At 68.6% G+C, this 12,661-nt stretch carries 8 protein-coding genes and 1 pseudogene; 6 read left to right on the forward strand and 3 right to left on the reverse strand.

Annotation, left to right across the window (positions count from 1 at the left end):
- Positions 1-59: 59 nt before the first annotated feature.
- Both VEIS_RS23035 and VEIS_RS23040 read right to left on the reverse strand, forming a co-directional pair.
- Positions 60-1,949: a M14 family metallopeptidase gene (locus VEIS_RS23035; RefSeq protein WP_086014381.1), complete on the reverse strand. Its 1,890-nt coding sequence runs from the start codon at positions 1,947-1,949 to the stop codon at positions 60-62.
- A gap of 48 nt (positions 1,950-1,997) precedes the next feature.
- Entirely contained in the window at positions 1,998-3,743 is a 1,746-nt protein-coding gene (locus VEIS_RS23040) for a DEAD/DEAH box helicase (RefSeq protein ID WP_011812429.1), read from the reverse strand.
- Between the two features lie 256 nt (positions 3,744-3,999).
- Between VEIS_RS23040 and ettA the strand changes: the two genes are divergently transcribed.
- The 3 genes and pseudogenes from ettA to VEIS_RS23055 all read left to right on the forward strand — a co-directional run bounded on the left by ettA (position 4,000) and on the right by VEIS_RS23055 (position 7,772).
- Positions 4,000-5,661, forward strand: a complete 1,662-nt coding sequence (ettA, locus tag VEIS_RS23045; RefSeq protein WP_011812430.1) for an energy-dependent translational throttle protein EttA — start codon at positions 4,000-4,002, stop codon at positions 5,659-5,661.
- 138 nt (positions 5,662-5,799) lie between these two features.
- Positions 5,800-6,345: pseudogene (locus VEIS_RS31775) on the forward strand (DUF1631 family protein); the annotation flags it as partial.
- A gap of 83 nt (positions 6,346-6,428) precedes the next feature.
- A complete protein-coding gene (locus tag VEIS_RS23055) occupies positions 6,429-7,772 on the forward strand; it encodes a DUF1631 family protein (RefSeq protein WP_011812431.1) in 1,344 nt (447 codons plus the stop codon).
- Here VEIS_RS23055 and ftsY read toward each other — a convergent pair.
- Complete coding sequence (ftsY, locus tag VEIS_RS23060) at positions 7,735-8,856, reverse strand: signal recognition particle-docking protein FtsY (protein WP_011812432.1); 1,122 nt, start codon at positions 8,854-8,856, stop codon at positions 7,735-7,737. The two genes, VEIS_RS23055 and ftsY, sit on opposite strands and share 38 nt — an antisense overlap.
- Before the next feature lie 29 nt (positions 8,857-8,885).
- Here ftsY and VEIS_RS23065 point away from each other — a divergent pair, with 29 nt between their 5' ends.
- The 3 genes from VEIS_RS23065 (at position 8,886) to VEIS_RS23075 (ending at position 12,644) form a co-directional block, all read left to right on the forward strand.
- Positions 8,886-10,325, forward strand: coding sequence for a M16 family metallopeptidase (locus VEIS_RS23065; protein WP_011812433.1), 1,440 nt, complete (start codon positions 8,886-8,888; stop codon positions 10,323-10,325).
- A 19-nt stretch (positions 10,326-10,344) separates the two neighbouring features.
- A complete protein-coding gene (locus VEIS_RS23070) occupies positions 10,345-11,691 on the forward strand; it encodes a M16 family metallopeptidase (protein WP_011812434.1) in 1,347 nt (448 codons plus the stop codon).
- Positions 11,692-11,897: 206 nt separating this feature from the next.
- On the forward strand, positions 11,898-12,644 hold the full coding sequence (locus VEIS_RS23075) for an RsmD family RNA methyltransferase (protein WP_049774111.1): 747 nt from the start codon (positions 11,898-11,900) through the stop codon (positions 12,642-12,644).
- Positions 12,645-12,661: the final 17 nt, after the last annotated feature.

The raw sequence follows: 12,661 nt of genomic DNA on the forward strand, positions 1-12,661 counted from the left end.
GGTGACGCGACACTAGGGCGCGGCAAGTCCTTGCGCCATGCCGGCCACCGCCCCTGCCCCTATTCGGTCTCGTCGAACACCAGGGCCGGGATGGCCATGACGCGCGCGATATCGGCCAGATCGGCAATGACCCGGTTGGCGAAGTAGCTGTTTTGTGTGTCGGGCTCCAGCGCCGCCACGGCCAGGGGGGCGCGGGGCTGGTTCAGCGGCACATAGAAGCTGCCGGCGGGCGCGTCGATGGCGCGGCGCATCGGCGTCACCTGCACCCGCAGGATGCCTGCGTTGCCGGCAATGCTGCCGCGCACGTCCTGCCGGTCGCCGGATTCGCGCGCGGTTTCGAGGTAGGTTTCGGCCAGCATGGCGCCAGGCTCGGCGATGCGCATGACTTGCAGGCCCAGTTGTTTGAGGCGCTCCACGGCGGCTGTGGCGCTCGCTGCCAGCCAGTAGCCGCAGGGGCGAAAACGTGCCTTGACGAGGCGCAAGGTCAGCGAGGAGTTCCAGACGACGCTCAGGCGGCGGTCGGCGCCCGTGTCGGGGTCCAGAAAGTCCAACTCGCGCCGGGTTGGCGTGGCGGCAGCTTCGACCACCACCTGACCACGGCAGGCCTGGGCGCTCACCTCCCGCGCCACGAAAGAGCGCACCTGCTCCAGATCGGCGGCCCGCTCGGCCGTGCTGCGCAGGGCGCTGGCGATGGCCGTGACCTGGGTGTGCACGCGGCGCTGTATATGCATGCGCCCTATGCCCACGCCACGGGTCTCGATCAGCAGGCTGACCGCGTTCTTCAGGCCATTGACGTTGCGGCTGGTATCGGGCCGTATGCCGCCCATCGAGAGGCGCTGGTCCTGCATATCGGTCGAGGTGGTGTAGTACCAATGGCTCGTCAGGTCTTGCGCCGCGAGCGCTGCCAGCAGCGGCTGGTGGTACCACTCCTCGGAAGCCTTGGTCAGGAACTCGGGATAGTTGGCGGTGGTGGTGTATTGCAGCAGCGCGTCGTAGCGCTGAATGGCGTTGAACTTTTGCAGATAGCGGCCGGCCACGGTGAACTCATGCGCGTCGAGCACCAGAATCGGCCGGTAGTCGTTCACCACCTGGGCCAGCGCGCGCGCCTCGGGGGTGTCGAGCAGCAGGTGGTCGCGGTTCATGTCCAGGCCATTGGCGGTGACGCGGGTGCCGGCCTGTGCGCCATCGGGGTTGGCGCGGGGCACGACCACGACATTGATGCGATCGAGCAGTGGTTCCAGCAGGCCCTGGGCCAGTTCGCTGCTGACCACCAGCAGCGCCTCGCTGCCCGCAGGCTCGTCGCCATGCTGCTGGCCGATCAGCACCACGGTGGGGCGGCCGCTGCGCTCCAGGCTGGCGGGGTCGGTGCCGGCAGCGCGGGTGAGCAGCAGGCCGGCAATGGGTTCGCCGCGCTGCGAATTGCCGATGGTCAGCACTCTGGCGCGCGTCGTTGCCGTCGTCGCCATAGTCGCCGTGCCCTGCGCGGCGCTGTCGGCCAGGGCGCGCAGCCACTGGCCCAGTTCGGCGTTGGTGGTGAATGCCCGGCGCTCCGGGCGCAGCCCTGGTGTGCTATAGGCCATCGGTGGCTCCGGGAACCGGGCGGCGACGGCGGCGCCATAGGGGGGTGGCGCGGGTGGCGCGGATGGCAGCACGGCTGGCGCGGCCATCGGGCCTGCGCCTTGCACCACCAACGGGGCGTGATCGGGCAGGGGGCGGCTCACCGCGGCCGGGCCCGTCGGCGCGGGCAGCGCCTGCGGCCGCGATGCCGCCGGCTGTTCCGCGCTCCGGGGGGCTGTCGGCGTGGCCGGCCAGGGCGGCAGCGGGGTGCTGCCACAGGCGGTCAGCAGCCAGGCGGCGAGCAGCACGCAGGCGGTGCCATGTGCCGGCAGCAAAGCGGCCCGGAGTGCCGACGGCCGGGCGCTGCGGCGCGAGAAAGGGTGCATGGTCATGGCGGGTTCTGACGATGGTGGCCTTGCAGGAGCGCTCAGGGGGATGGCTCAGCGGTTGAAAGGGCCGCGCGAACCGCCTGGCCCGCGCTGGCCGGGGCCCCGGCCAGCGCCATAGCCGCCGCCCTCGGGTTTGCGATAGCCGGCGCCACCCCGGCGGCCGCGCTCTGCCATGCTGTCCACGCTGGTACGCATCGGGTCGGGCTGGCCGCCGCCATTGCCGCCATTGCGCTGACCCAGGTTGCCGTGGCCGCCGTGCGTGCCCAGGTGGGCGTTGGGGCGCGGGGGTTGGGCGTCGTCGTTGCGGTAAGCGCCGCCTTCCGGACGCGGGCCACGGACAGATTCCGGGCGCGGGCCGCGACTGCGGGCCGGTGCCCCCCGGGGTCCGGCCGGCTCGCCACTGCCATTGCGTGCTCCGCCCGGCCCCCTGTTGCCGGCCCCGCCCGGGCCGCCGTTGCGGCCGCCATAGGGCTGGCGCGGGCCGCGTTCGCTCTGGCCGTTCCCTTGGCCGGCCTGGTTGGTGCGGATGCGCGCCAGCATTTCGCTGCGGGCGGCCCTGGCGGCGGCCTGCATCACTTCCCGGCTGGGGGGCTTGCCTGCGCCGCCCCAGAGGGTCTGGCGGCCCATTGCGATCGGTTCGGCCTTTTCGCCCGGCTCGGGGCCGAAGCCTTCGATGGGCTGCACCGGAATTTGTTGCTGGGTAAAGCGCTCGATGTCCATCATGAAGCCTTCTTCGTCCATGCAGACCAGGCTCACGGCCTGGCCGGTGGCGCCGGCGCGGCCGGTGCGGCCGATGCGGTGCACGTAGTCTTCCGGGACGTTGGGGATTTCGTAGTTGACGACATGCGGCAGTTCGTCGATGTCGATGCCGCGCGCGGCAATGTCGGTGGCCACCAGGGCGCGGATGTCGCCGTTCTTGAAATCGGCCAGGGCCTGGGTGCGGGCGCTCTGGCTCTTGTTGCCGTGCAGGGCCATGGCGTTGACGCCGTTCTTGGTCAGGAACTCGGCCACGCTGTTGGCGCCGAACTTGGTGCGGGTGAACACCAGCACCTGGCTCCAGTCATGCTGCTCGATGATGTGCCGCAGCACCTGCTTTTTCTTGCCCCGGCCCACCGGGTGGATGACCTGCGCGATGCGCTGCACGGTGCTGTTGCGCGGCGTGACCTGTATGCTTTGCGGGTTCTTGAGCAGGCTGTTGGCCAGCTCGCGGATGTCGTCGCTGAAGGTGGCCGAGAACAGCAGGCTTTGCTTGTCGCCAGGCACCAGGGCCAGCACCTTCTTCACGTCCTGGATGAAGCCCATGTCGAGCATGCGGTCGGCTTCATCGAGCACCAGCACCTGCACGCTGGCCAGGTCGACGAAGCCCTGCTGCTGCAAGTCCAGCAGGCGGCCGGGGGTGGCCACCAGGATGTCCACGCCGCGCTGCAAGCGCTCGATCTGGGGGGCCATGCCGACGCCGCCGAACACCACGGTCGAGTCGATGGCGAGGTACTTGCCGTATTCGCGCACCGACTCTTCCACCTGGGCGGCCAGTTCGCGGGTGGGGGTCAGCACCAGAGCGCGGATGCCCTTGCCGCCGAATTTGTTCTTTGCGGCCGGGTTTTGCGACAGGCGGTGCAGTATCGGCAGCGTGAACGCGGCGGTCTTGCCGGTGCCGGTCTGCGCGCCGGCCAGCAGGTCATGGCCGGCAAGCACCGCAGGGATGGCTTGGGCCTGAATCGGGGTGGGGGTTTCGTAGCCGGTTTCATGCACGGCTTTCAGGATGGCAGGAGCCAGGTTCAGTTCATCGAATGTCATGTCGGTGGATGCGCCCGTCCGGGGCGCCGGCTAGCGGGTATCGGCCTGTCGTGCAACCGGTGGGTTGCCAAGCCAGTCTCAGGCTGATGAGGTTCAAAAGCGGGAGCCCGGAAGCGGCTTCCTTCGTCCCCAGCGGTGTGCTGATGTGGCGGGCAACTGGATCCCGTCACGGGGCGCATTGTCGCATGGCCCGATAATCCGGGTGTGCGCGCAGAACTTTCTGCGCTGTTTTTCTGCTTCGCAGCCTGGACAAACAATGGCCCAATATGTTTATTCGATGAATCGCGTCTCCAAGACCGTGCCGCCCAAGCGGCAGATCCTCAAGGACATTTCCCTGAGTTTTTTGCCCGGCGCCAAGATCGGCGTGCTGGGCCTGAACGGCTCGGGCAAATCGACCCTGCTGAAGATCATGGCCGGTGTCGACAAGGAGATCGAAGGCGAGGCCACCCCGATGCCCGGGATCAAGATCGGCTACCTGCCCCAGGAACCCCAGCTCAACCCCGAGCACACCGTGCGCGAGAGCGTGCATGAGTCCCTGGGCGAGCTGTTTGCCGCCAAGGCCCGGCTCGAGGAGGTCTACGCCGCCTACGCCGAGCCGGATGCCGACTTTGACGCGCTGGCCGCCGAGCAGGCCCGCCTGGAGGCCCTGATCGCCACCGCCGGCACCGATTCGGAGCACCAACTCGAAATCGCCGCCGACGCGCTGCGCCTGCCCCCCTGGGAGGCCCGGGTGGGGGTGCTGTCCGGTGGCGAAAAGCGCCGCATCGCGCTGTGCCGGCTGCTGCTGTCCAAGCCCGACATGCTGCTGCTCGACGAGCCTACCAACCACCTGGACGCCGAGTCCGTCGACTGGCTCGAGCAGTTCCTGCACCGCTTTGCCGGCACCGTCGTGGCCATCACCCATGACCGCTACTTCCTGGACAACGCGGCCCAGTGGATTTTGGAACTCGATCGGGGCTACGGCCACCCCTACAAGGGCAACTACAGCAGTTGGCTGGAGCAAAAGCAGGCCCGCCTGGAGTCTGAAAACAAGGGGGAAGAAGCCCGCGCCAAGGCGCTCAAGAAGGAGCTCGAATGGGTGCGCCAAAACGCCAAGGGCCGCCAGGCCAAGAGCAAGGCGCGGATCGCCCGCTTCGAGGAACTGAGCGACTACGAATACCAAAAGCGCAACGAAACCCAGGAGATCTTCATCCCCGTGGCCGAGCGCCTGGGCTCGCAGGTGATCGAGTTCCACAACGTCAGCAAATCGTTTGGCGCGCGCGTGCTGATCGACAACCTGTCGATGACCATCCCGGCCGGCGCCATCGTCGGCATCATCGGCCCGAACGGGGCCGGCAAATCCACGCTGTTCAAGCTGATCGCAGGCCGCGAGCAACCCGATAGCGGCCAAGTGGTGATCGGCGCCACCGTGAAGATGGCCTTCGTCGACCAGCACCGCGACGCGCTGTCGGACGACAAGACCGTCTGGCAGGACATCTCCGGCGGCCTGGACATGATCAACATCGGCAAATTCACGATGGCCAGCCGCGCCTATGCGGGCCGCTTCAACTTCAACGGCGGCGACCAGCAAAAAAAGGTCGGCCTGCTCTCGGGCGGAGAGCGCGGGCGCCTGCACCTGGCCAAGACGCTGATTGCGGGCGGCAACCTGCTGCTGCTCGACGAGCCTTCGAACGACCTGGACGTGGAAACCCTGCGCGCGCTGGAAGACGCGCTGCTCGAATACGCCGGCAGCGTGCTGGTGATCAGCCATGACCGCTGGTTCCTCGACCGCATCGCCACGCATATCCTGGCCGCCGAAGGCGACAGCCAGTGGACATTCTTCGACGGCAACTACCAGGAATACGAGGCGGACAAGAAAAAGCGCCTCGGCGAAGAAGGCGCCAAACCCAAACGCATGCGTTTCAAAGCTCTGGGCTGAGACACAATGATCGAAGTAAAGTAAGATTTGTAACCGGGAATAATTATTGCACCTCCACACATGACCCTGCTCGCGCTGAATTTGACCGCCGCATTGCGCCACTGCGTCGTCAACGCCATCCACCGGAGCCAAGCCCTGATGGATCAACTATTGCAGTCCACGCACAGGGCCTTGGTATCCAAAGGGGAGAACGAGCGCGAGCCACAGCGCTTGATCGCCGACAGCCTGCGCCTGCTCGATCAGCACCGCCCGGCGCTGATCGAGGCGTACCCCGAGACCCTGCTGGGGCAGTTTGCCGAGCGGCAGACCGAGGCCACCGGGTGGGCCGCGCCAGACCCTGACGGGCCGGTCCGGTTCCTGATGCTGGTCAAAGAACGGACGGAATCGTCCGATATACAGCAATCCGTGTTGCACGATACTCAGACCGAACTGGCCGAACTCGACGCGCTGGTCAGCGCTGCGCAGGGACTGCCGGATGTCCAGTCCGGACACAACCCATTGCGGCCCGGCAACTACGTCCGCGCGTTGCAGCAAGTGTTGGAGCACACGGGTGTGAGCACCCCGGTGCGGCAGATCTGGATGCAGCAGATGGGCGAATTCCTTGGCGTGTTGCTGGCGCAGGAATACAGGAATGCCGCCCATGACCTGTACGAGCAAGGTGTGCAGCCGCTGGACTACACTGTGCTGGCCGCTCCTCTCCAAAGCGCAGAGAGAGAGAGAGAGAGAGAGAGAGAGAGAGAGAGAGAGAGAGAGAGAGAGAGAATAACATGGATTGGCAGCCAGGCTGGGATCTGCATATCGGCGCGGCCAGTACGGCCGGCATGCCATGCCCATTGCCCGAAGGCCACAGGCCCTCCGATCCGGCGACCGAGATCATGGAAGACATGGCCTTGCTCGAACAGGTGCTGGCGCAGTTGGTCGGGGACGACGAGGGCGCGGTGCCCGACACGGACAGGCTCGCACTGGATGTGGACATGTCGACGGGCCTCATGCCCCACGGGACTGACCCGCCCGGCCCGGCCGACGCGATGGATGTGGGCCAGATGCTGGAGCAGATTGCACGCGATGCGCGTTTGCTGCCCGCTGTACGGCAAGCCGTGAAAAGCCTGGAGCCTGCCCTGCTGCAACTGGCGCAAACCGACGCCCGCTTTTTCACCGACGGCGCCCATCCCGCACGCCGCCTGCTCGATACGCTGACACAGCGCAGTCTGGCCTTCACACAAGAGGCGACGCCCGGGTTCAGCCAGTTCATGCACCTGACGACCCAGGCCGTACAGCATTTGTCCACCAGCCAGCCCAAGGATGCGGACCTCTTCGGCGCCGTGCTCGATGCCTGGCAGACGCAATGGAACGCGCAAGAGCAGAAAAGCAAGGATCGGCAGCAAGCCGAGCGACGCAAACTGCTGGCCGAACAGGTGGCGGCCGACATCCGCGAGTTGCCCGACATCGGGCAGGTGCCGGCCGACATCCTGGAGTTCGCCACCGGCCCCTGGGCGGAGGTGGTGGCTTTGGCGCAGTTGACGCAGGGCGAGGATGGGCAAGAACGCCGGCAGGAGCCGGGAGCTGGCGAAAACGATGATCCGCAGGGCTACCGCAGGCTGATCCCGGCGCTGCTATGGAGCGCCCAGCCCGGTCTGACGCGGCAAAACACGGCGCTGCTCAACGAGGTCATTCCGGCGCTGCTGGCCCAACTGCGCGCGGGCCTCGTGAGCATCGACTACCCGCCCGCGCAGACCAGCGCCTTGTTGCAGCGGCTGGTGGGCTTGCACCAGGCGGCTTTCGAGGAAAGCACCGCAGAGACGCAAAATACCCGGGCGACAGTCGCCGCGCCGGCCCCGGAGGTGAGCGAACCGGGCGACCCCGACCCGTATGCCGATTTCGTGGTCGGCGCCTGGGTCGATCTGACCACCAATGAGCATGTGGTCCGCACCCAACTGACCTGGGCCAGTCCGCAGGGCACGCTGTTCATGTTCACGGCGCCCGATACCAGCACCCAGTCGATGACCCGGCGCATGCGCAACAAACTGGCCTCGGAGGGCTTGCTGCGCGTGGTGCCGGCAGACGCCAAACCGCTCAGTCCAAAAGGGCCTGGGAAAACTCGCGCGCGTTGAAGGTCTCCAGGTCTTCGAGCTTTTCGCCCACGCCGATGAAATAGACCGGTATCGGGCGCTCTTGCGCAATCGCGGCCAGCACGCCGCCCTTGGCCGTGCCGTCGAGCTTGGTCACGATCAGCCCGGTCAGTTGCAGCGCGTCATCGAAGGCGCGCACCTGGGCCAATGCGTTCTGGCCGGTGTTGCCGTCGAGCACCAGCAGCACCTCGTGGGGCGCGCCGGCGTCGGCCTTGCCAATCACGCGGCGGATTTTTGCCAGTTCCTGCATCAGGTGCAACTGCGTGGGCAGGCGGCCAGCGGTGTCCACCAGCACCACGTCCTTGCCGCGCGCCTTGCCGGCGCTGACGGCATCGAAGCCCACGGCGGCCGGATCGCCGCCCTCCTGGCCGACGATCTCGACCATGTTGCGGTCGGCCCAGACGCCCAACTGCTCACGCGCCGCAGCGCGAAAGGTGTCGGCCGCCGCCAGCAGCACCGTAGCGCCGGCATCCGCCAGATGCTTGGTGAGCTTGCCGATCGAGGTGGTCTTGCCCGCGCCATTGACGCCAGCCACCATGATCACCGTGGGGCGGTGCGCGCCGATGACCAGGGTTTTTTCCAGCGGGCGCAGCAACTCGGCCAGGGCCTCGGCCAGCAGCGCCTTGACGGCTGCCGGGTCGGTGGCCCGGCGCTCCTTGGCGCGGCGCTTGAGCTCGGCCAGCAGATGGCCGGTGGCCTTGACGCCGGTGTCGGCCAGCAGCAGGGCCGTTTCCAGTTCTTCATACAGCGCATCATCGATCTGCGTGCCGGTAAAAACCGTGCTGATGCTGCTGCCGGTCTTGCGCAGACCGGACTTGAGACGGAGCAGCCAGCCGGTGCGCCCGGCCGGGGACGCGCTGGCCGCAGCAGGAGGTGCCGCAGCAGGGGCCGCCACCGCTGGTGCGGCCGGCTGTGCTGCCGGGGTTTCGGGCGCCGGGGACGCAAACGGGTTGCGCAGCCAGCCCAGGCCCGCAGGCTCGGCGCCAGGTTCGGCCGCCGCCGCGCTGGCCGCAGCAGGTGCGTCGGCCGGCACGGGCGCGGGTTTTTTTTTGAAAAAACTGAACATTTGGCGGGCTCTTGGAATCACTGCATTCTATGAAACGCATTCCTACCCTCGCGGGCCTGCTGGTCGGCCTGTCTTTCGGGGCTGCCTTTGCGGCAACGCCACCGCCCTGCCCTCCCACCCCGGCAGCCATCACCACGGCCTGTGGAGCGCAGCAGTTCACGCTGGCCAACGGCATGCAATTGATCGTGCAGCCCGACCACCGCGCGCCGACGGCGGTGCACATGGTCTGGGTGCGGGTAGGCTCGATGGATGAGGTCGATGGCAGTTCGGGCCTGGCCCATGCGCTCGAACACATGATGTTCAAAGGCTCCAAAACCGTGCCGCCGGGCGAATTCTCGCGCCGCGTGGCGGCCCTGGGGGGGCGTGAAAACGCCTTCACCGCCCGCGACTACACCGGCTACTACCAGCAGATTCCGGCGCAGCACCTGCAAGAGGTGATGCGGCTCGAAGCAGACCGCTTTGCCAACAACGACTGGCCCGACGCAGAGTTCCGCAAGGAGATCGAGGTCGTCAAGGAAGAGCGCCGCCTGCGCACCGAAGACCAGCCCCGCGCCCTGCTGATCGAGCAGCTCTTTGCCGCCACCTTCAACGCCTCGCCCTACCGCCGCCCGGTCGTGGGCTGGATGAGCGACCTCGACGCGATGACGCCCGACGATGTGCGCGCCTTCCACCGCCAGTGGTACCAGCCCGGCAATGCCGCCGTGGTGGTGGTCGGCGATGTGGACGTGGCACAGGTGCGCGCGCTGGCCGAAAAGTATTACGGCAGCCTGCCCGCCCACGCCCTGCCCGTGCGCAAGCCGCGCACCGAGCCGGCGCAGCCGGGCCTGCGCCGCATCGCCGTGAAGGCGCCGGCCGAGCAGGCTTATGTGGCGCTGGCGTTTCGCGTGCCCGGCCTCGCGCGCTTGCAGAACCTGGACGAGGCCGACCATGACGCCCTGGCGCTGCAAATGCTGTCCGCCGTGCTCAGCGGCTACGACGGCGCCCGGCTCGAACGGGCGCTGACCCAGGGCGCGCAGCCCGTGGCCGACAGCGCCAGCAGTTCTGCACTGGTCATCGGGCGCGGCCCGAGCCTGTTCCTGCTCAGCGGCGTGCCCGCAGCCGGGCGGGCAGCGCAGCAGGTCGAAGACGCGCTGCGCGCCGAAGTCGCGCGCGTGGCGCGCGACGGGGTGGGCCAGGCGGAACTGGACCGGGTCAAGACACAATGGATCGCCGCCAGCGTGTACCAGCGCGACTCGATGATCAGCCAGGCGCAGGAACTGGGCAGCAACTGGGCGCAGGGATTTGCCCCAGACGCCCAGGAGCGCCTGCTGGCCTTGCTGCGCAGCGTCACGCCAGAGCAGGTGCAGGCCGTGGCCGCCAGGTACTTTGGCGACGACCAACTCACCGTGGCCACCTTGCTGCCGCAACCCCTGGCCCCACGCAAGCGCACTGCGCCCCTGTCGTCGCCCCACGACGCCGCCATCCGCTGAACCCGCCCGGGATCACCCCATGCTCACCATCAAAAACATAGCTGCACGCGCATTGCTCATCGGCGCATCGACCCTCGTTCATTGCCATCCGGCCTGGGCGCTGCTGCCCATCGAGCATTGGACCGAGCCCAGCGGCGCCCGGGTCTGGCTGGTGCAAAGCCCGGCCATCCCGATGCTGGACCTGCGCATCGACTTTGACGCCGGCAGCCGCCGCGACCCGGCCGCGCAGGCCGGCCTGGCCAGCGCCGTGGCGACCATGGCCGGCAAAGGCGTGCAAGGCACGGACACCGAGCCGCCGCTGGACGAAAACGGCCTGGGCCAAGCCTGGGCCGACCTGGGCGCCCGCTTTCAGGCCAACGCCGACAACGACGCGCTGCACTATGCGCTGCGCTCGCTGACCGACGCGCCGCTGCTCGCGCAGGCCGCGCGCCTGGCAGCCCGGCAGATCGCCGAACCCGCCTGGATCGACGCCCCGTGGCAGCGCGAGCGCGAGCGCTGGAGCGCCCGCCTCCGGGAAGACGACACCCGCCCCGCCAACGTGGCCGACCAGGCCTTTGCCGCCGCCGTGTACGGCCAGCATCCCTATGGTGTGCGCGCCACGCCGCAAACGCTCGAGCGCATCGGCGTGGCCGACATGCAGGACTTTCACCGCCGGCATATCGCCGCTTGCCGCGCGCGGGTGAGCATCGTCGGCGCCGTCTCGCGCGCGCAAGCGCAGACGCTGGTGGCCACGCTGCTGGCGCGCCTGCCCGCGACCCCGGACTGCGCGCCGCTGCCGGCCGTGGGCGAGGTCGCGGCCCTGGCGGCAGCGCTGGAGCGAAACATCCCGTTCGCCTCGGCCCAGGCCCACGTGCTCATCGGCCAGCCCGGCTTTGCGCGGCGCGACCCGGACTTTCTGGCGCTGCTGGTGGGCAACCACATTCTGGGCGGAGGCGGTTTTGTCTCGCGCCTGACCCACGAGGTGCGTGAACGGCGCGGCCTGAGCTACAACGTCTACAGCTACTTTGCCGCCGGTCTGCACGCCGGCGCCTTCACCGTGGGCCTGCAAACCCGCCCCGACCAGGCCGCCGAGGCCGTCGGGATCGCGCGCGAAGTGATCGCCCGCTTTGTCGCCGACGGCCCCACCGAGGCCGAATTGCGCGCCGCCAAAGACCAGCTGATCGGCGGCTTTGCGCTGCGCATCGACAGCAACGAAAAACTGCTGGGCAATGTGGCCAACATCGCCTGGAACGACTTGCCGCTCGATTACCTGGAGCAATGGTCGAGCCAGGTGCAGGCCCTCACCGTCGCCGACGTGCGCGCCGCAATGGCCCGCAAACTGCAACCCGGGCGCATGGTGACCGTGGTGGTCGGTGGCCGGCCATGAGCGCCGCACGGCCGCCCGAAGGCGCTCATACCGTAGCCGAAGGCGAAGGTGCTCCATCCTTCGCCGCACGGCCGCCCGAAGGCACTCATACCGCAGCCGAAGGCGAAGGTGCCTCATCGATCGCCGCACGGCCGCCCGAAGGCGCTCATACCGCAGCCGAAGGCGGAGGCTCTCCAGTGCGCCGCGCCACGCCGCGCCGGCGGGCCCTGCCCGGTGGCCGCCCGGGCCAGGCCCCTGCTGCCACAGGCAGCAGGCCAAAGGTTCCTGCCGCAGACCGCAAATCGACGGCACCGGCCAAAGGCCGCAAACCAGGCGCTGCACCGGCCAAAGGCCGTCCACCCGGCGCCACCTCCGATGCCCCCGGCGTCATCCGCATCATCGGCGGGCGATGGAAGCGCACCCGCTTGCCCGTGGCCCGCCACCCCGGCCTGCGCCCCACGCCCGAGCGCGTGCGTGCCGCCTTGTTCAACTGGCTCGGGCAGGACCTGGCTGGCTGGCGCTGCCTGGATGCCTTTGCCGGCACCGGCGCGCTGGGCCTGGAAGCCGCCTCGCGTGGCGCGGCGGCGGTGCAGTTGATCGACAGCGACGCCGCGCTGGTGGCCCGGTTGCACGGCCTGCAGCAGCGCCTGCAAGCCGGCGCTGCAGATGAACGGCACCTGCCGGCCTGCGCCCTGCAGATACGGCGCGGCGATGGCATCGCCGCGCTGCGCCAGGCGGCGCCCGCCAGCATCGATCTGGTGCTGCTCGACCCGCCGTTCGACAGCGCGCTGTTCGAGCCGGCGCTGCAATGCGCAGCCCGGGCCGTGGCGGCGACTGGCTTCGTCTACCTGGAGGCGCCCCGCGCCTGGAGCGACGCGCAACTGGCCCCGCTCGGGCTGGTGCTGCAGCGCCATCTGAAAGCCGGCGCGGTGCACGCGCACCTGCTGCGCCCCGGCCCCGCAGGCCCTGCATAATGCGCGCACGCGGCCCG

Source organism: Verminephrobacter eiseniae EF01-2 (assembly GCF_000015565.1).
In the GTDB taxonomy this organism is placed as follows: Bacteria; Pseudomonadota; Gammaproteobacteria; order Burkholderiales; family Burkholderiaceae_C; genus Acidovorax; species Acidovorax eiseniae.